This is a genomic window from Delftia sp. ASV31 (assembly GCF_016428765.1).
Taxonomy (GTDB): domain Bacteria; phylum Pseudomonadota; class Gammaproteobacteria; order Burkholderiales; family Burkholderiaceae_C; genus Comamonas; species Comamonas acidovorans.
On record NZ_JAELTK010000033.1, the window covers coordinates 18,063 to 37,945 of the forward strand.

At 68.2% G+C, this 19,883-nt stretch carries 11 protein-coding genes; 5 read left to right on the forward strand and 6 right to left on the reverse strand.

Annotated elements, in window-relative coordinates; translation table 11 throughout:
• Nucleotides 1–5: 5 nt before the first annotated feature.
• From JHD82_RS13845 to JHD82_RS13865, 5 genes are all read right to left on the reverse strand, one after another.
• Complete coding sequence (locus JHD82_RS13845) at nt 6–1,013, reverse strand: patatin-like phospholipase family protein (RefSeq protein WP_012205427.1); 1,008 nt, start codon at nt 1,011–1,013, stop codon at nt 6–8.
• Nucleotides 1,013–3,124 (reverse strand): NAD-dependent DNA ligase LigA, encoded by a 2,112-nt coding sequence (ligA, locus tag JHD82_RS13850; RefSeq protein WP_012205426.1) that lies wholly within the window; start codon nt 3,122–3,124, stop codon nt 1,013–1,015. The genes JHD82_RS13845 and ligA overlap by 1 nt, the downstream gene beginning before the upstream one ends.
• A gap of 47 nt (nt 3,125–3,171) precedes the next feature.
• On the reverse strand, nt 3,172–4,518 hold the full coding sequence (locus JHD82_RS13855; protein WP_097202467.1) for a cell division protein ZipA C-terminal FtsZ-binding domain-containing protein: 1,347 nt from the start codon (nt 4,516–4,518) through the stop codon (nt 3,172–3,174).
• Between the two features lie 57 nt (nt 4,519–4,575).
• A complete protein-coding gene (gene smc / locus JHD82_RS13860; RefSeq protein WP_199137001.1) occupies nt 4,576–8,103 on the reverse strand; it encodes a chromosome segregation protein SMC in 3,528 nt (1,175 codons plus the stop codon).
• Between the two features lie 133 nt (nt 8,104–8,236).
• Entirely contained in the window at nt 8,237–11,515 is a 3,279-nt protein-coding gene (locus JHD82_RS13865) for an EAL domain-containing protein (protein WP_199137003.1), read from the reverse strand.
• Between the two features lie 541 nt (nt 11,516–12,056).
• On the opposite strand from JHD82_RS13865, the gene JHD82_RS13870 reads away from it, so the two are divergent.
• Genes JHD82_RS13870 through prpF form a run of 3 tightly spaced genes read left to right on the forward strand, consistent with a single transcriptional unit; the run spans nt 12,057 to nt 16,910 of the window.
• Nucleotides 12,057–13,037 carry a tripartite tricarboxylate transporter substrate binding protein gene (locus JHD82_RS13870; protein WP_199137005.1) on the forward strand — a complete coding sequence of 327 codons (981 nt, stop codon included), beginning with the start codon at nt 12,057–12,059 and terminating at the stop codon, nt 13,035–13,037.
• A 49-nt stretch (nt 13,038–13,086) separates the two neighbouring features.
• Entirely contained in the window at nt 13,087–15,714 is a 2,628-nt protein-coding gene (acnD, locus tag JHD82_RS13875) for a Fe/S-dependent 2-methylisocitrate dehydratase AcnD (RefSeq protein ID WP_199137007.1), read from the forward strand.
• Complete coding sequence (gene prpF, locus JHD82_RS13880; protein ID WP_199137009.1) at nt 15,714–16,910, forward strand: 2-methylaconitate cis-trans isomerase PrpF; 1,197 nt, start codon at nt 15,714–15,716, stop codon at nt 16,908–16,910. The genes acnD and prpF overlap by 1 nt, the downstream gene beginning before the upstream one ends.
• A gap of 16 nt (nt 16,911–16,926) precedes the next feature.
• On the opposite strand, the gene JHD82_RS13885 is transcribed toward prpF, so the two are convergent.
• Nucleotides 16,927–17,859, reverse strand: coding sequence for a pyridoxal-phosphate dependent enzyme (locus JHD82_RS13885; protein ID WP_199137011.1), 933 nt, complete (start codon nt 17,857–17,859; stop codon nt 16,927–16,929).
• Nucleotides 17,860–17,926: 67 nt separating this feature from the next.
• Between JHD82_RS13885 and JHD82_RS13890 the strand changes: the two genes are divergently transcribed.
• On the forward strand, nt 17,927–18,859 hold the full coding sequence (locus JHD82_RS13890) for a LysR family transcriptional regulator (protein ID WP_199137013.1): 933 nt from the start codon (nt 17,927–17,929) through the stop codon (nt 18,857–18,859).
• 166 nt (nt 18,860–19,025) lie between these two features.
• Nucleotides 19,026–19,880: a hypothetical protein gene (locus JHD82_RS13895; RefSeq protein ID WP_199137015.1), complete on the forward strand. Its 855-nt coding sequence runs from the start codon at nt 19,026–19,028 to the stop codon at nt 19,878–19,880.
• Nucleotides 19,881–19,883: the final 3 nt, after the last annotated feature.

A 19,883-nucleotide genomic window follows, 5' to 3' on the forward strand; every position in this document is an offset into this window, starting at 1 on the left:
ACGCCTCAAAGGCCCCAGTGCCGCAGGCCCGGCAACGCGGCCTGCGCTGCCTCGTAGCCTTCGTCGATGGCCTCGCGCGCGCGGTGGAAGTCCAGCAGGCCCAGGTGGGACAGGCGCGGCGCGATCACCAGCTCGGGCGGGTCGCCGGCCATGCGGCTGCGCGTGATGCGCATCTGCATGATGTTGACGCTGGTCATCACCACGTCCAGCAGCGAGGGCGGACGGGGCGGCGGCTCGGTCTCGCGGCCTGCCTCGTCGCGGTGGTGGCCGGGCATCCACCCCATCACGCCGCGCTGCAGCCTGCGCACCCAGGCCGTGCCGGCCACGGCACTGGCCTGGCCCGCCAGGTCTTCGGGCGCCACGCCCTGCTCCACGGCGGGCGGCGCTTCCTCCAGCGGCGGCGCGGCAGCCATGGCGGCGGAGGGAACCAGCGGCCGCATGTGGCGCCGCATGATGTCGGCATTGAGATCGACCGCGATCACGATGTCCGCGCCCATGGCGCGCGCCAGCGAGGCGGGCACGGGGTTGACGATGCCGCCATCGACCAGCAGCCGCCCCTCGCGCTGCACGGGCGTGAACAGGCCAGGCAGCGCGATGGAGGCACGCACGGCATCGGCGATGGAGCCCTTGCGCAGCCAGACCTCCGCGCCCGAATGCAGGTCGGTGGCCACGGCGCCGAAGGGAATCTTCAGGTCCTCGATGGCCGAGTCCACGAAGTGCTCGCGCCAGAACGCGATCAGCTTCTCGCCCTTGAGCATGCCGCCCGTGATGTTGAAGTCCATGAAACCGAACACCTTGCGCATGCCCAGTCCCAGCACCCATTCCTCGAAGCGCTGCATCTCGCCAGCCGCATAGGAGGCACCGACCAGGGCGCCGATGGACGAGCCGCAGATGATGTCGGGCCTCAGGCCCGCATCCTCCAGCGCGCGCAGCACGCCGAAATGCGCCCAGCCACGCGCCGACCCGCTGCCCAGCGCCAGCCCGACCACGGGTTTGCGCGGACTCAGCGCCATCAGCGGTCCCCGCCTGCCAGCAGCGCCAGCATGCCGGCCTCGTCCAGCACGGTCACGCCCAGTTCCTCGGCCTTGGCCAGCTTGCTGCCGGCCTCGGCGCCGGCCACCACATAGCTGGTCTTCTTGCTGACCGAGCCGGAGACCTTGGCGCCCGCGGCCTCCAGCATCTCCTTGGCCTGGTCGCGGCCCAGCGTGGGCAGCGTTCCCGTGAGCACCACGGTCATGCCGGCCAGCGGCTGGGCGGTCTGCTCGCGCGCCGCGCCCTCCTCCCAGTGCACGCCGCAGGCACGCAGTTGCTCGACCACCTCGCGGTTATGGGGCTGGGCGAAGAAGGTGTGGATGCTCTCGGCCACGATGGGCCCCACGTCGCGCACCTGCAGCAGTTGCTCGACGCTGGCGTCCATGATGGCGTCCAGCTGGCCGAAGTGGCGGGCCAGGTCCTTGGCCGTGGACTCGCCCACCTGGCGGATGCCCAGGCCGAAGAGGAACCGCGACAGCGTGGTCTTCTTGGATTTTTCCAGCGCGTCCAGCACGTTCTGGGCCGACTTCTCGGCCATGCGGTCCAGCGATGCCAGGGCCACCAGGCCCAGGCGGTAGAGATCGGGCAGCGTGCGCACCACGTGGCCGTCCACCAACTGGTCCACGAGCTTGTCGCCCAGGCCCTCGATGTCCATGGCGCGCCGCGCGGCAAAGTGCAGGATGGCCTCCTTGCGCTGCGCCGGGCAGAACAGGCCGCCAGTGCAGCGGTGGTTGGCCTCGCCCTTGGGCCGCGCCACGGCGCTGCCGCAGATGGGGCATGCAGCGGGCATGCGGAAGTTGGGCACATAGGCCGGCCGGTCGCCGGGCACGCGGCCCACGACTTCGGGGATCACGTCACCGGCGCGGCGCACGACCACGGTGTCGCCCGTGCGCACGCGCTTTTTGCGGATCTCGAACAGGTTGTGCAGCGTGGCATTGGTGACGATGACGCCGCCCACCGCCACGGGGGCCAGGCGCGCCACGGGCGTGAGCTTGCCCGTGCGGCCGACCTGTATGTCGATGCCTTCCATGCGCGTGGGCATTTCCTCGGCCGGGTACTTGTGGGCCACGGCCCAGCGCGGCTCGCGCGAGACAAAGCCCAGCTGGCGCTGCTGGGCCAGGCTGTTGACCTTGTAGACCACGCCGTCGATCTCGTAGGGCAGCGTGGCGCGCTCGGCGCCCATGCGCTGGTGGAAGGCCACCAGCTCGGCTGCGCCCTTGGCGATGCAGACCTGGGGCGCCACCGGAAAGCCCCAGTCGCGCAGCGTCTGCAGCATGGCGTAGTGGGTGACGAAGTCGGGGCCGCCCTGGGCAGCCGGCGTGATCTCGCCCAGGCCATAGGCGAAGAAGGACAGCGGGCGCTGCGCCGCAATGCCCGAGTCCAGCTGGCGCACCGAGCCTGCGGCCGCATTGCGCGGATTGGCAAAGCTCTTGCCGCCGGCGGCCTGCTGGCGCTCGTTGAGCTTGACGAAGTCGGCGCGGCCCATGTAGACCTCGCCGCGCACCTCGACCACGGGCGGCACGCCCTTGCCTTCGGGCAGTGACAGCGGAATCTTGCGGATGGTGCGGATGTTGTGGGTGACGTCCTCGCCCACCTCGCCGTCGCCGCGCGTGGTGGCCTGCACCAGGCGGCCGTTCTCGTAGCGCAGGTTCATGGCCAGGCCGTCGAACTTGGGCTCGGCCACGTACTCCACGGGCGGCGCGCCTTCGGCCAGTTCCAGCTCCTTGCGGATGCGTGCGTCGAAGGCCTCGGCACCCGTGGCCTCGTTGTCGGTCTCGGTGCGGATGCTGAGCATGGGCACGGCATGGCGCACGGGCATCAGGCCGTCGAGCACGGCGCCGATCACGCGCTGCGTGGGCGAGTCCGGCGTGACCAGTTCGGGATAGGCACCTTCCAGCGCCTGCAGTTGCTGGAAGACGCGGTCGTACTCGCCGTCGGGCACGGTGGGCGTGTCCAGCACGTAGTACTCATGCGCCCATTGGTTGAGCTGGGCGCGCAGCGCCTGCACCTTGGCCAGCACCTTGTCGGGGGCGGCCCCGGACTCCGGCGCCGCGGGGGCTGCGCCGGAGAAAAGATCCAGATTGTCATTCATGGGGTTGAGGCCAGGAGCCTGTTGTGCACCAGGGGCACCGCGCCGCGTCAGCTGAACAGTCGCCGCGCCAGCATGGAGCCCGCCGACAGCTCGCGGCTGTCGAGCTTGTCATAGAGATGTTCCAGGTCGTGCTGGATGGGGTCCAGCGCCATGGCCGGCAGCAGGTAGCCGTTCTGGTCGCAGAGCACGCCGTCCATGGTCTGGCACAGGCGCTCGGCCACCTGGCGCAGCTGCACGAAGGCCTGCTCGCCGCGCGGCACCTGGGGCACGTCCAGGCTCAGCAGGAACTCGCGCACCACCGAGGTGTCCAGGTCGTCGGCCATCGCCGCCTGCGGGTCGTAGTTGAGCACCAGCACCGGCGGCATGCCTGGCGTGGGCGAAGGCAGGGCCATGCGCCCGGGCATGGAGCCCGGCAGGAAGCCCTGGCGCGATGCGTTCTGCTGCACGTAGCCCGCGCTCCAGGAGGCCTGGCGTGCGCGCAGCATGAAGGTGAGCTGGGCGTCGTGCTCGCTGGCGAACTGGTCGAGTTCGCGCGCTCGCGCCACTTCCTGCAGCATGTCGGGCACGTCGGGCGTGGCGCCCAGCGCGTCGGCAAAGCGCTGCACCTTGGCAACGAACTCGGAGAACTCGATCTCGTTGAGCGCACCCGTGCGGTTGGCCAACTGCACGCCGGCCTGGAAGCCCAGGTAGCGCTGGCCGGGCTGCAGCGGCTCCCACTGGTGGGTGGACTGGTTCATGCCCTCGATCGCAAAGGGCTTGTTGCCCGCGCGCCGCGTGGCGGGCTGGGCCTGCAGCGCCAGTTCGCCGGGCACGGCCTGGCCGACCTGCACGGGGGCAATGGCGTCGATCAGCGCATCCAGGCCCGGGCGGCTGGCGGCCGCGCTGGTCAGGGCCGCGTCGTTGAGGGAAGGCTCGATGGACTGCGGTGCCGACGGGGACGCCGCAGGCGCGGACACAGATTCAGATGCGGGTGCCGAAGCGCTGGCGTCTTCGCCCGCCTGCAGGGCATGGGCTGCCTGCGCGGACTGCACTGCCTGGGCGGCCTTGGCCGCCAGCGCAGCCTGGGCCGCGGCCTGGCGCTGCTGCTCTTCGAGCTGGACCAGATGGGCCAGCTCGGCGTCGGTTTCGGCAAAGCGGTCTGCGGAGGCAGGGCTCTGGCCCGGCGCGGCGGTGCCGAAGTCGCCCAGCACGGGCTCGCGCAGGCTGTGCGTCAGGTCCGGGCCGTGGCCCACGGTGTCCATGCCGGGCTCATGGCGCGAGGGATCGCGCTGCGCTTCATCGACGGGGTCGGCGCGCTTGGGTGCATTGCGGCGCGCGGACCAGCTGTTGTAGGCAATGATCAGGGCCAGCACCACAAAGCCCAGGACGGCCAGACTGATTTGCAGGTTACTCATGGAATGAAGGAATGAAACGTCGTTCCAGCAAAGGGGTTTGAAAGGTTGCGGACATGCTCAGGATAGCTCAGCCATGGACAGCGCGGACTCCATGTCCACGGCCACGATGCGGGACACGCCCTGCTCCTGCATGGTCACGCCGATGAGCTGCTGTGCCATTTCCATGGCGATCTTGTTGTGGCTGATGAACAGGAACTGCGTGCTCTTGCTCATGCTGGCCACCAGCTTGGCATAGCGCTCGGTGTTGGCATCGTCCAGCGGCGCGTCCACCTCGTCCAGCAGACAGAACGGGGCCGGGTTGAGCTGGAAGATGGCGAAGACCAGGGCAATCGCGGTCAGCGCCTTCTCGCCACCGGACAGCAGGTGAATCGTCTGGTTCTTCTTGCCGGGCGGCTGCGCGATCACCTGCACGCCCGAGTCCAGGATTTCATCGCCCGTGATGACCAGCTTGGCCTGCCCGCCGCCGAACAGCTCGGGGAACATGCGCCCGAAATGCCCGTTCACGGTCTCGAAGGTGCCCGACAGCAGCTCGCGCGTTTCGGCGTCGATCTTGCGGATGGCATCTTCCAGCGTGTTCATGGCCAGGGTCAGGTCCTCGGTCTGCGCGTCGAGGAAGGTCTTGCGCTCGCGCGCCAGCTTCAACTCGTCCAGCGCCGCCAGGTTGACCGCGCCCAGGGCCGCGATCTCGCGGTGCAGGCGGTCGATCTCACCCTGCAGGCCGTGCATGCGCACATTGGCCTCGGCAATGGACTGGGAGACGGCGGCCAGGTCGGCGCCCGCCTCTTCCAGCAAAGTGGAGTACTGCTCCAGGCCCAGGCGCGCGGCCTGCTCCTTGAGCTGGAATTCGGTGATGCGCTGGCGCAGCGGGTCCAGCGCCTTTTCCAGTTGCTGGCGGCGTTCGTCGCTGGCGCGCAGCTTGTTGGTCAGGTCGTCATATTCGCTGCGGCGCGCGGCCACGGCCTGCTCGCGCTGCATCTTCAAATCCAGCGCATCCTGCAGGCCGCCCTGGGCCGCGGCATCGGTCAGGCGCGTGAGTTCGTCCTGGGCGCGCTGCTGCTCGTCGGCCAGGGAGCGGGCCTGCTGGCTGGCCGTCTCTATGGTGCGGCTGAGTTCGCCCCGGCGCGCTTCCAGGCTGCGGCGCGAGAACGTGGCCTCCTGGGCCTGGCGTTCCAGCGTGCGCAGCTGCTCGCGCGATTCGTTCAGGCGCCGCTCGGACTCCAGCACCTTGTCGCCGAGCTGGGCATGGCGCTCCTGGCTGTCGGCCAGTTGCATGTCCAGTTCCTCGAAGCGGGCCTCGGCCGCCACGCGGCGCTCCTCGATGTCGGACAACTGGGCCTCGACCTCGGCCAGGTCGGCGCTGATCTGGGCATTGCGCGCACGGGCCTGCTCGGCCAGTTGCGACAGGCGCAGGGTCTCGACCTGCAGCTCATGGGCACGGCTTTGCGATTCGCTGGCCTCGCGCCGGGCGCTGACCAGGCGCTGCGAGGCCTCGGCATAGGCGCTTTCGGCACGCACCAGGGCCGTGCGCGATTCATCGGAAATCAGCGCCTGGGCACGCACTTCCTTTTCAAGGTGCTCGATTTCCTGGGCGCGTGCCAGCAGGCCGGATTGCTCCGAGTCCTGCGCATAAAAGCTCACGCTGTGGCTGCTGACGGCATGGCCCGTGGGCACGTAGACGGTTTCACCGGGCCGCAGTTCGCTGCGGCGCGACAGCGCCTCTTCCAGCGTGGGCGCCGTGTAGCAGTCCTGCAGCCAGTCGCCGAGCACGGCGCGCAGGCCGGCATCGTTCACGCGCAGCAGGTCCGACAGGTGCTGCCAGCGGCCGGCGGCCGGCGCGGGTGCGCCTTGCGGGGGGCTGAAGAAGGCCAGGCGCGCGGGCGGCGCATCGTGCCCGCCTGAGCCCAGAAAGCCACGCACCATGTCGAGCCGGCCCACTTCGAGTGCGCCCAGGCGCTCGCGCAGCGCGGCCTCCAGCGCGTTTTCCCAGCCGGGCTCGATGGCAATGCGGCTCCACAGGCCCTGCATGCCGTCCAGGCCGTGCTTGGCCAGCCAGGGCTGGAGCTTGCCGTCTGTCTTGACCTTTTCCTGCAGGGCCTTGAGCGCTTCCAGCCGCGCCGACAGGTCCGCGTGGCGCGCGGCCTCGGCGTTGACGGCCTGCTGGCGCGTGCGGCGGTCCTCGTCGAGCTGGGGCACGGAGTCCTGCAGCTCGTTGAGCACGGCATCGGCCATTTCAGCCAGTTCGCGCGCCTCTTGCAGCTGGGACTGCAGATTGTTCAGGCGGGCCTCGTCGGGCGTCTCCAGCGCGTTGCGGTCGGCGCGCAGGCGCTCGAAGCGGGTCTCGAACTGGCGGCGCTGCTCGTCCAGGCTGCGCTGCTCGGCGGCCAGCACCTGGATCTGCTGCTGCACCTGGACCACGCTGGCGCGCTGGTCGGTGTCGGCCTTCTGGGCATTGCGCAGGGCGTCCTCCAGGTCGGGCAGGCGCATGCTTTGCTCCTCGACCTGGGCGGCCAGCATCTCGGCCTGTTCCTCGGCGTCCATGCCGGCGCCTTCGAGGTTCTCGATCTCGGCTTCGGCTTCCTCGCGGCGGCTGTTCCACAGCAGCACCTGCTCGGACAGCTGCTGCAGCCGCTGCTGCACGCGCTGGCGGCCTTCGAGCACGTAGCGGATCTCGGCCTCCAGCTTGCCGACTTCGGCCGTGGATTCGTAGAGCTTGGCCTGGGCCTGGTTGACCTGGTCGCTGGCGTCGTAGTGGGCCTGGCGCAGGGTTTCGAGTCCGCTTTCGTTGTTGCGGATGTCGGCCATGCGCTCTTCGAGCTCGTTGACGGCCTGCAGGCCCTCCACGCGCACGCGGTCCTGCTCGGCCTCGGCCTCGGCGCGCTTGAGGAACCACAGCTGCTGCTGCTTGAGCGTGACCTGGGACTGCAGCGCGTTGTACTGGGCCGCCACCTCGGCCTGCTTTTCCAGCCGGTCGAGGTTGTTGTTGAGCTCGCGCAGGATGTCTTCCACGCGCGTGAGGTTCTCGGTGGTGGCCGAGAGCCGGTTCTCGGTCTCGCGCCGGCGCTCCTTGTACTTGGACACGCCTGCGGCCTCTTCCAGGAACAGGCGCAGTTCCTCGGGGCGCGACTCGATGATGCGGCTGATCGTGCCCTGGCCGATGATGGCGTAGGCGCGCGGGCCCAGGCCCGTGCCCAGGAACACGTCCTGCACATCGCGGCGGCGCACGGCCTGGTTGTTGATGAAGTAGCTGCTGTTGCCCTCGCGCGTGAGCACGCGCTTGACGGCGATCTCGCCGAACTGGCCCCACTGGCCGCCCGCGCGGTGGTCACTGTTGTCGAACACCAGCTCCACGCTGGAGCGGCTGGCCGGCTTGCGGTGCGTGGTGCCGTTGAAGATCACGTCCTGCATGGACTCGCCGCGCAGCTCGCTGGCCTTGCTCTCGCCCAGCACCCAGCGCACCGCATCCATGATGTTGGACTTGCCGCAGCCGTTGGGGCCCACCACGCCCACCAGTTGCCCCGGCAGCATGAAGTTGGTGGGCTCGGCGAAGGACTTGAAGCCGGACAGCTTGATGGAATTCAGGCGCACGATGCAGGCAGATGGCGGTCCGCGGCGAACGGACGAATGAGGACGTGGGGGAACAACAGGGAAGCTCGGAATGATACCGCGCGCCACCCCTGCTCAAGAATGGAAAGCGGCCCGCGCGGGGCCGTGTCGAATGTCAAGAATGGTTTGAGGGGGCGTCCGGCACCCCGCTGCCATCCGTGCACTCCACCACCTGGGGCCGGTCCTGCGCCTGCTGCGGCAGGTTCGCCGGGCTCAGGGCCGGAGGGCGCGACACGATGGCCTGGCGCACCAGTGCCTCGAAGCTGCGCACGGGCACGGGCGGGCTGAGCAGGTAGCCCTGCCAGGCATGGCAGTGCTGGTCTTCGAGGAACTGGCGCTGCGCCTCGGTCTCCACACCCTCGGCGATGACCTGCAGGCCCAGGCTGGTGCCCAGGGCGACGATGGTGCGCGCAATGGCCGCGTCGTTGGGGTCGCTGAGCACGTCGCGCACGAAGCTGCGGTCGATCTTGAGCTGGTCCAGCGGCAGGCGCTTGAGATAGGCCAGCGAGGAGTAGCCGGTGCCGAAGTCGTCCAGCGAGAACCCCACGCCGTGTGCCTTGAGCGTGGCCATCTTGGCCGCCGTGTCGTCCACGTCGGCCAGCAGCAGGCTTTCGGTCAGCTCCAGCTTGAGCAGGCGCGGGTTGGCACCGTGCTCCTTGAGCGCCTGCAGCACCTGCTCCACGAAGCGCGCCTGGTGGAACTGGCGCGGGCTGACGTTGACGGCCAGCATCAGGCAGGCCATGTCCGGCTCCGCCGCCCATTGCGCCAGTTGCCGGCAGGCCTCGCCCAGCACCCATTCGCCCAGTTGCTGGATCAGGCCCGTTTCCTCGGCCAGCGAGACGAAGAGCGACGGAGGCACCAGCCCTTCGCGCGGGTGGTTCCAGCGCAGCAGGCCCTCGGCGCCGACGATGCGCCCGTTCGCCACCTGCGGCTGGTAGTACAGGACGAATTGCGAGCGCACCAGCCCCTCGCGCATTTCCTGCTCCATGGCCGTGCGCGATCTCAGCACGGCCTGCAGTTGCGGATCGAAGAACTGCAGCGTGTTGCGCCCCATGCCCTTGGCCTGGTACATGGCCATCTCGGCACGGCGCAGCACCTCGTCGGCACTGAGTTCCTGCTCGCCGAACAGGCTGGCGCCTATGCTCAGCGTGATGTGGCAGGACTGGCCACTCAGTTGCAGCGGTTGCAGCAGCAGCGAACGCATGCGCTGGACCTCGCCTTCGAGCTTGGAGGCGGCGTGCATGGAGTCCTTGCCCAGGTCCTCCAGCAGCACGACGAAGTCATCGCCGCTGTGGCGGGCCAGCGTGGCCTCGCGGCCCAGGGACTGGGCCAGTCGCTCGGCAATCATGCGCAGCAGCACGTCGCCCAGTTCCAGCCCCAGGCTGTCGTTGAAGGCCTTGAAGTTGTCCACGTCCAGCAGCATGACGGCGCCACAGCGCCCGCGACGGCGGCTGGAGGCCAGCGCCTGCTGCAGCCGGTCCACCAGCAGGCGGCGGTTGGGCAGGCCGGTGAGCGCATCGTAGAAGGCCAGGCGGCGAATTTCCTCTTCGGCGGTCTTGCGCTGGCTCTGGTCCTGCAGGATCAGCAGGCAGCCTTCGTCCAGCAGCATGCCGCCGATGGATACGGAGCGCGCGCAGCCGTCGCTGCCTATGAGCTGGTACTCCTCGGAGTTGAGGGTGCCGCAGCTGTCGGACTCGCTGCCATGGGGGCTTTGGGCAACGCGCGCCCGCGCCTGCGCTGCTTCGAAGCGGCGCTGCATGCGCTGGCGGCGGGCTTCATCCGGGCACATGTTGCGCCACCAGCCGTCGCCATCCATGCCGGCCGTGGCGCCGTGGCCTGCCAGGCGCATGAATTCCTCGTTCCAGTAGGCGAAGCGGCCATCCTCCTGCAGCATGGCCAGGCCCAGGGGCAGGCGCTGAATGACCATGCGCAGGTGGCGCGATCCGTCGCGTTGCATTTGCTGCAAGTGGCGGCGCGCGCTGATGTCCTGCACCAGGGCCATCAGCCGCAGCGATGGGCCGTGGCCCAGCGCGGAGATGTGCAGTTCCACCCAGACCAGGCTGCCGTCGCTGCGCCGCAGCTGCCGCTCGATCTGCAGGGCGCGGCGCTGGCCCGCAGCCAGTTCCTGCAGCAGCAGCCTGTCGCCCTCCACCGTTTCGGCGGCCACCAGGGCCAGCAGGGGGCGCTGGCACAGCTGCTGTGCCTCGTGGCCGGTGATGTCGCAATACCTGCGGTTCACATGCAGGACATTGCCGTTGGCCGCGTCGATCTGCACCACGCCCACGGCGGCCTGCTCGAACAGTGCCTGAAAGCGGGCATCGCTCTCGCGCATGCTGCGGGAAGAGGCACGCAGCTGCGCCCAGCTGGACGGATGGCGTCGCCACCAGGCTGCCGCCAGCGAGGCCAGCAGGACTGACACCAGCATGCCCAGCGCAAACAGCACCAGGGGCTGGGCGCGCTCGGTCCAGGACAGGGCCGTGCTCACGGGAATGAAGTTCAGCCGCCACAGCCGGTCCTGGGCCTGCAGCGTCTGCTCCAGCACCACCTGGCCGGTGTCGCCCAGGCCTACCGCTTCCTGCCCGCGCTCGGGCCAGGCAGCACCCAGATACAGCGGCAGCGGCGATACGCCGGCCGGCGGCAGGGGCGAGACCGGGCCTGCGTCATGCATGGCCAGCGCTAGCCGGCCCAGGAAGCCGCGCTCATGCAGGTCCTGCACCAGGTCATGCACACGAATGCTGACGTCGGCCGTTCCCAGGAACAGCGGATGCGCGGCCGCGCCATCCGGAGACTGGTGGTCCGCCAGCGCAAAGACGGGCGCGCGCACCAGCACGGCGGTGGCATGCTCGCCGGGCTGCTTCATGGCAAACGGCGCCGAGACCACGGCGGCCGCGCTGTCCCGGCTGCGCAGCATGCTGGCCATGAGACTGGGGCGGTCGTGCATGTCCAGGCCGGCGATGGATTCATTGCCCTCCACCGGCCAGAGATAGTCGATGAAGAAATAGTGGGGATCGGGCCTGAATGAGGCCGACGGATCCTGGCTGGCCGGACCGCGCTCCGTTGCGGCCCGCGTAAAGGTCAGCGCCTGCATGCCGGGCTGTATCTGTATGCGCAGCGCCTGCGCAACGCGCGCGAAGGCCTGCTGCCCCATCTCGGGAGAGGCGGCCAGCTGGTTGGCCACATGCTGGACCATGACGGCATAGGCATCCAGGCGCATCTCCAGCGCCTGGCGGGCAGACTGGGCCTGTTGCGTATGGCGCTGCAGGTCGATGCGCTCCAGCGCCCTCTGCTGCTGCAGGGCGAGCGCGGCGCTCAGGCACATGCCCACCGCCATGACGGTGGCGGCTGGCCAGGCGGTCCGGATGGCTACAAGCGTGCGCTGGGCAAAAGCTGACATGGAGCGGCTAAGGCTGAATAGGCAGTCACGGGGGAATCGGTCCAGGAGCACGGAACCACTCGTTGCCAGCCCCATGGCCAGCCACCCGAAAAGGCCGGGCAGGCCATGTGGAGCAGAGAGCGAGGATAAATGGATTTCGGCATCCGGCAGGCAAATCATATGTAAGACAAATCCTACAAACGCCTTTGATCTATCGTCGGAATGCGCTCTTGCTGAAGCCCTCCTCGGGCAAACCCTAGACTGCAGGCAGCAAGGTGCTTGCACCCGGCCCCCATGTACCCGAGCCTGCCGAGCCCGCCGGGCCTGCCGAGCACCAGGGGTGGAGGGCGAGGCATTGCACAAGCCCTCATCCATGAAATCAGAGGCGGCAGTTTTGAAACATCAATGAAACGGATGGTGCGGCAGCAGGTGGCGCTGCAGCCCTTCAGCCTCTGACAGCAGGCTGCGGGGCTTGCACGGGTTTCCCCTTGAGTCGGATGGCATGCTGCTTGCAACAAGCCTGGTGCACTGCCAACCATAACTCTGCAGGAGACACCAACCCATGAGCATCAACCGCCGCCGCTTTTGCGCCGCCCTGCCCGCCCCGCTGGCCGGCCTTGCGCTGCCGCACCAGGGCCTGGCCCAGGAGGCCTTTCCCAGCAAGTCGCTGAAGATCGTCTGCCCCTTCGCACCCGGCGGCGGTTCGGACTTCATTGCGCGCGTGGCCTCCAACGTGCTCAACGACAGGCTGGGCCAGCCCGTGGTGGTGGAGAACCGGCCGGGCGCCGGTGGCACGCTGGGCACCGAGTACGCGCTGCGCTCGGCGGCCGATGGCTACACGCTGCTGCTGGTGGCGGGCAGCTATACGGTCAACCCTTCGCTGTACAAGCTGCGTTTCGACCCCGTGGCCGACATGACGCCTGTGATCCAGCTGTCCAAAGGCGCCTACGTGGTCTGCGTGAGCCCCCGCGTGCCCGCCAGAAGCCTGCAGGAATTGCTGACCCATGCGCGTGAGAACCCGGGCAAGCTGACCTTTGCCTCGGCCGGCAATGGCAGCCATCTTCACATCGTCACCGAGTACCTGTTCGGCATGGCCAAGGTCAAGGCCACGCATGTGCCCTATCGCGGCACGGGCCCGGCCGTGACCGATCTGCTGTCGGGCAATGTGGACATGCTGGTGGCCGGCACCGAGGCGCTGATGCAGCACGTCAAGAGCGGCAAGCTGCACGCCCTGGCCGTGACCACGGCCCAGCGCCTGCCCGCCTATCCCGAGATTCCGTCGGTGGCCGAAAGCGGCCTGCCGGACTATGACGTGGTGGCCTGGCACGGCCTGCTCGCGCCCAAGGGCCTGCCGCCCGCCGTGCTGTCGCGCATCAATGCGGCGTTGGACACCGGCCTCAAGGCGCCGGCACTGCTGGCCCAGCTGGAGCCCACGGGCGTGTCCCCGGCAGGCGGCACACCGGCCCAGTTCGGCGCCCTGATCCAGTCCGAGATTCCCCGCTACGCCAAGGTGGTGAAAGACAACGAAATCCGCGCACAGTAATCGGCGCACAGCAATCGGCTCACGCAGGCCCGAGAATCCATCCGCCCCCATGACGTCCCGCCACAAGAAACCCCTGCCCGGCACCACGCTGCATTACATCGACGCCCGCACCGCCGTCGATGCCCTCTCGCCCGGTGCCTGGGCACGCCTGCCCTACACCGCCCGCGTCCATGCCGAGAACCTCGTGCGCCGCGCCGATCCCGCGCAGCTGGACAGCCACCTGCTGCAGCTCATCGAGCGCCGCCGCGACATCGACTTTCCCTGGTACCCCGTGCGCGTGGTCTGCCACGACATCCTGGGCCAGACCGCCCTGGTGGATCTGGCCGGCCTGCGCGACGCCATCGCGGCCGAAGGCGGCGACCCGGCCCAGGTCAACCCCGTCGTGCCCGTGCAGCTCATCGTGGACCACTCGCTGGCCGTGGAGTGCGGCGGATTCGATCCCGATGCCTTTGCGAAGAACCGCGCCATCGAGGACCGCCGCAACGAGGACCGCTTCCACTTCATAGAGTGGACGAAGAAGGCCTTCGCCAACGTGGATGTGATTCCCGCAGGGAACGGGATCATGCACCAGATCAATCTGGAGAAGATGTCCCCCGTGATCACCGTGCAGGATGGCCTGGCCTTCCCCGATACCTGCGTGGGCACGGACAGTCACACGCCCCATGTGGACGCCCTGGGCGTGATCGCCGTGGGCGTGGGCGGGCTGGAGGCCGAGAACGTCATGCTGGGCCGCGCCTGCTGGATGCGCATGCCCGAGATCGTGGGCGTGCGCCTCACGGGCCGGCGCCAGGCGGGCATCACCGCCACCGACATCGTGCTGGCCCTGACCGAATTCCTGCGCCAGCAAAAGGTGGTGGGCGCCTATGTGGAATTCTTTGGCGAGGGGGCTGACAGCCTGAGCATTGGCGACCGCGCCACCATCTCCAACATGTGCCCCGAATACGGCGCCACGGCGGCCATGTTCTCCATTGACGACCAGACCCTGGCCTACCTGCGCCTGACCGGCCGCGACGAGGCCCAGGTGCGCCTGGTCGAGGCCTATGCGCGCACCGCAGGTTTCTGGAGCGACACCCTGGCCGGGGTGGAGTACGAGCGCATGCTGCAGTTCGACCTGTCCACCGTGGTGCGCAACATGGCCGGCCCCTCGAATCCGCACCGGCGCCTGCCCACCTCGGCCCTGGCCGAGCGCGGCATTGCCGATGCGGCCAAGCTGCAGGCCGCCCGCGCCCAGGAGGCGCAAGGCCTGATGCCCGATGGGGCCGTCATCATCGCCGCCATCACCAGCTGCACCAACACCAGCAACCCGCGCAACGTCATCGCCGCCGCCTTGCTGGCGCGCAATGCCAATCGCCTGGGTCTCACGCGCAAGCCCTGGGTCAAATCCTCGCTGGCGCCGGGCTCCAAGGCCGTGGAGCTGTACCTGAAGGAGGCCGGGCTGCTCACCGAGCTGGAGCAGCTGGGCTTTGGCATCGTCGCCTTTGCCTGCACCACCTGCAACGGCATGAGCGGCGCGCTGGACCCCAGGATCCAGCAGGAAATCGTCGAGCGCGATCTCTACGCCACGGCCGTGCTCTCGGGCAACCGCAACTTCGACGGGCGCATCCATCCCCAGGCCAAACAAGCCTTCCTGGCCTCGCCGCCGCTGGTCGTGGCCTATGCGCTGGCGGGCACGGTGCGCTTTGACATCGAGCAGGACGTGCTGGCTGTGGTGGACGGCCGCGAGATCCGCCTCAAGGACCTGTGGCCCTCCGACGAGGAGATCGACGCCATCGTCGAGCAAGCGGTCAAACCTGCGCAATTCCGCGCCGTCTACGAACCCATGTTCGCCCTCCGCAAGGACGATGGAGACAAGGCTCTGCCTCAATACGACTGGCGCCCCCAGTCCACCTACATCCGCCGCCCCCCGTACTGGGACACCGAAGGCGTGGGCGCGCTGGCGGCCTTCCCGCGCACGCTGCGCAACATGCGGCCGCTGGTCCTGCTGCCCGACAACATCACCACCGACCACCTGTCGCCCTCCAACGCCATCCTGGCCGATAGCGCCGCGGGCGAATACCTGGCGCGCATGGGCCTGCCCGAGGAAGACTTCAACTCCTACGCCACCCACCGCGGCGACCACCTCACCGCCATGCGCGCCACCTTCGCCAACCCGCAGCTGGTCAATGAAATGGCCGTCATCGACGGCGTGCAGCACAAGGGCTCGCTGGCGCGCATCGAGCCCGAAGGCCGCGTGGTGCGCATGTGGGAGGCCATGGAAACCTATCTGAACCGCCGCCAGCCGCTGATCATCATCGCGGGCGCCGACTACGGCCAGGGCAGCTCACGCGACTGGGCGGCCAAGGGAGTGCGGCTGGCCGGAGTCGAGGCCGTGGTGGCCGAAGGCTTCGAGCGCATCCACCGCACCAACCTCATCGGCATGGGCGTGCTGCCGCTGCAGTTCGTGCCGGGCACCGACCGCAAAACCCTGGGCTTGGACGGCACGGAGGTCTATGGCGTGGAAGGCGAGCGCACGCCGGGCACCCAACTCACTCTGGTGATTGAACGCAGAGGCGGCCAAACGCTGCGCGTGGCCGTGACCTGCCGGCTGGACACGGCCGAGGAGGTATCGGTCTACGAGGCGGGCGGCGTGCTGCAGCGCTTTGCCCAGGACTTTCTTGCACAGACACAGGACGCTTGATGAACACCACACCCCAGATCCGCATTCCCGCCACCTACCTGCGCGGCGGCACCAGCAAGGGCGTGTTCTTCCGCCTGCAAGACCTTCCGGAGGCTGCGCAACAGCCGGGCCCCGTGCGCGACGCCATCCTGCTGCGCGCCCTGGGCAGCCCCGACCCTTACGGCAAGCAGATCGACGGCATGGGCAATGCATCGTCGAGCACCAGCAAGGCCGTGATCCTCTCGGCCAGCACGCGCGAAGGCCATGACGTGGACTACCTGTTCGGCCAGGTCTCCATCGACCGGCCCTTCGTGGACTGGAGCGGCAACTGCGGCAATCTCTCGGCCGCCGTGGGGCCCTGCGCCATCCATATGGGATTGATAGCCCCTGCGCGCATTCCACGCAACGGCACGGCCACCCTCCGCATCTGGCAGGCCAATATCGGCAAGACCATCGTGGCCCATGTGCCCATCACGGACGGCCAGGTGCAGGAGACGGGCGACTTCGAGCTCGATGGCGTGACCTTTCCTGCGGCCGAGGTGGCGCTGGAGTTCCTGGACCCTGCCGATGAGGGAGAGGACGGAGGCGCCATGTTCCCCACGGGCCATCTCGTGGATCGCCTGGATGTGCCTGGCGTGGGCAGCTTTGCAGCCACGCTGATCAATGCGGGCATTCCGACCATCTTCCTGAACGCAAAGGACCTGGGCTACACGGGCTGCGAGCTGCAGGACGCCATCAACGGCGATGCCGAGGCGCTGGCGCGCTTCGAGGCCATACGCGCCCACGGCGCCCTGCAGATGGGCCTGATCCAGGAACTGTCCGAAGCCGCCAGGCGCCAGCACACGCCCAAAATCGCCTTTGTGGCACCGCCAGCACCCTACACGGCCTCCAGCGGCAAACGCATCGAGGCAGGCGATGTGGACCTGCTGGTGCGCGCCCTGTCCATGGGCAAGCTGCACCACGCCATGATGGGCACGGCGGCGGTGGCCATCGGCACGGCGGCAGCGGTGCCGGGCACGCTGGTGAATCTGGCGGCGGGCGGCGGCGAACGCGGTGCCGTTCGCTTCGGCCATCCCTCCGGCACGCTGCGCGTGGGCGCCGAGGCCCGGTTGGTGAATGGCCAGTGGCAGGTGACCAAGGCCTTGATGAGCCGCAGCGCGCGCATCCTGATGGAAGGCTGGATCAGGGTGCCTGGCGAAGTGTTGAACGCCGCGTGAATGCGCAGGTCCGGGTTCAGGCCTGGGCTCTCAGCGCCGCTGCGTGCCACGTCTGCAGTTGCTCCAGCGTGTTCGTCGTGCCGCCGCAGGCCACCACCAGCACGCGCTTGAAGCCCTGCAGCGCAGGTGCGCCTGCGTAGGCCAGGGCCAGCGCGGCACCGCAGGCGGGCTCCACATGCAGGCGATGGTCATCAATGAAGCGCAGGCAGGCGTCCAGCGCCTGCGCATCCGTCACCACGGCGCTGCGCACGGGGTGCACCTGCGCCAGATCGAAGGCCCGCTGGCAGACTTGGCGCGCGCCCAGCGAAGTGGCCACGCTGGTGATGCGGTCCAGCAGCACGCGGCGGCCCTGGGCCAGCGACTGCGCCAGGGAGTCGGCGCCGGCCGTCTCCGCGGCAATCACGGGCACATCGGTCCAGCCATGGCGCTCCAGGCCCTGCACCACGCCGGCCAGCAGGCCGCCGCCGCCCACGGCCAGCACCACGGCGTCGGGCTTGAAGTCGGCAGCGGCCAGCTCATCGACCAGGGTGGAATGCCCTGCCCACAGCAGCGGGTCGTCAAACGGATGGACAAAGGCATCTTCGGCGCCCAGCAGGGACTGGGCCAGGGCATTGGCCTCGTCCCAGACGGCGCCATGCACGATCAGCTCGGCGCCCTGGGCACGGATCAGTGCCCGCGCATGCTCGGTCGTGGTTTGCGGTACGACCACGGTGACGGGCATGGACAGCTGCCGCCCGGCATAGGCCACGGCAATGCCGGCATTGCCGCCCGACGAAGCCACAAAGCGCTTCTTGCCCTGGCGCGCCAGGGTCTCGCAGGCATGACCTATGCCGCGCAGCTTGAATGATCCGCAGGGTTGCAGCGCATCCAGCTTGAGCCAGATTTCAGGACCACCGGCGTGGCTCAGGGCATGGGACGGGATAAGGGGAGTGAAGGTGTGCAAAGGCATGGGGTGGCAGTGTAGAACTGGCGTTCAGCCGCGATAATCCCCTGGCTTTTCAAATATTCTTTGCGCCATGAGCACAAATCAAGCCCTGCCCCTGTTCGGAGAAATGGCCATCTTCGTCAAGGTCGTGGACACGGGCAGCTTTTCCGAGGCCGCGCGCCAGCTGGGCAGCACGCCATCGGCCACCAGCCGGGGCGTGGCGCGGCTGGAAAGGGCTCTGGGCCTGCGCCTGCTGGAACGCACCACGCGCAAGCTGCGCCTGAGCGAGGCCGGCCGCGAGGTGCATGCGCGCTGCCTGGACATGGTGGGCGCCGCCCAGGCCGTCATGGCCGCGTCCCTGCTGCAGGACGCGCAGCCGCGCGGCCTGGTGCGCATCAGCGTGCCCAAGGCCGTGGGCCGTACCGTGGTCCATCCCCACATGCACGACTTCCTGGCCCTGTATCCGGAGGTCGACGTGCAAATGCGGCTGGAAGACCGCTACATGGACCTGATCGACGACCCGGTGGACCTGGCCATACGCATCACCAACCACCCGCCGCCAGGCCTCATGGGCCGCCACCTGATGGACATCGACCATCTGCTGTGCGCCTCGCCCCAGTACCTGGCCCGGCACGGCACGCCCGTGCATCCGCTGGAGCTCAAGGCCCACAGCTGCATCTACCTGGGCGAGGAGCCCGGCGACGCGCACTGGAAGCTGCGCGGCCATGGCAAGACCGTCACCGTGGCCGTGCGCGGGCGCTATGCCGCCAACCACACCGGTGTGCGGCTGGACGCCGTGCTGCAGCACATCGGCATCGCCAGCCTGCCCCGCTTCACGGCACGCGAGGCCCTGGCGGACGGGCGCATCGTGCAGGTGCTGCCGGACTGGAACTTTCTGCCCAACTACAGCGGCCAGCTGTGGATTCTTCACCCGCCCACGCGCCACCTTCCGCTCAAGCTGCGCGTGCTGATGGATTTCCTTGCTGAACGGCTGGGCGGGGTTGATGGGCTGCAGTTTTCATGATTCTTCCATGTGATTTTCAATAGCCAATGGCAATCACGACGACCATTTCATTCGAGCAGAAAGCCAAATGACTCCGTCATCCCGGGCGATTCAGCATTCCGAAGTGGATCGCGGTTAAAGTCCGGCATCCATTCGATTCAATATCCCCAAAACCAACGGAGCAAGCATGTCAAAGCGACTGAATGGCCTCATGGCCGCGGCCCTTGCCGCCTTCATTTCCACGCCCGCGCTGGCCATTCTTCCGGATTCGGGCATGTGGAGCATTGGCGCGGAACTCAATGGCAAGCCCGGGCGCGGCATTCAGATCGACAGGCAAGGCGGCTCCACGCTGATCCTGACCTATTTCGGTTATCGCGCGGACGGATCGTCACTGTTCCTGCAAGCCGCAGGCACGCTCAAGGACGGCAAGCAGTTTGACGGCGTGCTCACGGAGTACCGCAATGGCCGCGCACTGGGTGGCCAGGCCCGCGATGGAGAGCTTGCACAGGAGGCCGGCCCGGTCAGGATCGTCTTCGATTCCTCCACCACGGCGACGATCACCCTGCCCGGCGAGGCTCCGCAGCGCCTTCAGCGCTTCCAGTTCGAGGATCTGAAGCGCCGACTCAACTTCACATTCGTCCACACCGTCGCCTATGAGTTCTCCAATATCACACCGGGCACGATCACCATCAAGGCCGATGGCAATACGCTCACCATGTCCCAAAAAACGGGCGGCTCAGGCAGCTGTGAATACGTGGGCGATTTGAAGTACGCGGGCGATGGCTTCCACTCAAAGGGAACGGCCGAATGCGACTGGGGTACAAACATCAGTCACTTCATTTATGAGGCCAAGCACCTGAAAGTGGATGAATTCGGCACACTCAGTGCCCGCATCTATATGGGCCCTGTCGACAAGCCCGGAACCTATAGCCACAGACAGTTCATCAGCGGCATTTGCCAAAATGATCAACCCACGATGCTGGGCACGCCCCGTTGTGATCCCGAGGCCATGCAGGTGGACCCTGCCCTGCAGCGGGAATAGCCG

What these genes read in the sequence shown, in the direction of transcription:
- JHD82_RS13845 (WP_012205427.1), bottom strand. Translation starts at nt 1,013, where the DNA reads ATGGCGCTGAGTCCGCGCAAACCCGTGGTCGGGCTGGCGCTGGGCAGC.
- ligA (WP_012205426.1), bottom strand. Translation starts at nt 3,124, where the DNA reads ATGAATGACAATCTGGATCTTTTCTCCGGCGCAGCCCCCGCGGCGCCG.
- JHD82_RS13855 (WP_097202467.1), bottom strand. Translation starts at nt 4,518, where the DNA reads ATGAGTAACCTGCAAATCAGTCTGGCCGTCCTGGGCTTTGTGGTGCTG.
- JHD82_RS13865 (WP_199137003.1), bottom strand. Translation starts at nt 11,515, where the DNA reads ATGTCAGCTTTTGCCCAGCGCACGCTTGTAGCCATCCGGACCGCCTGG.
- JHD82_RS13870 (WP_199137005.1), top strand. Translation starts at nt 12,057, where the DNA reads ATGAGCATCAACCGCCGCCGCTTTTGCGCCGCCCTGCCCGCCCCGCTG.
- acnD (WP_199137007.1), top strand. Translation starts at nt 13,087, where the DNA reads ATGACGTCCCGCCACAAGAAACCCCTGCCCGGCACCACGCTGCATTAC.
- prpF (WP_199137009.1), top strand. Translation starts at nt 15,714, where the DNA reads ATGAACACCACACCCCAGATCCGCATTCCCGCCACCTACCTGCGCGGC.
- JHD82_RS13885 (WP_199137011.1), bottom strand. Translation starts at nt 17,859, where the DNA reads ATGCCTTTGCACACCTTCACTCCCCTTATCCCGTCCCATGCCCTGAGC.
- JHD82_RS13890 (WP_199137013.1), top strand. Translation starts at nt 17,927, where the DNA reads ATGAGCACAAATCAAGCCCTGCCCCTGTTCGGAGAAATGGCCATCTTC.
- JHD82_RS13895 (WP_199137015.1), top strand. Translation starts at nt 19,026, where the DNA reads ATGTCAAAGCGACTGAATGGCCTCATGGCCGCGGCCCTTGCCGCCTTC.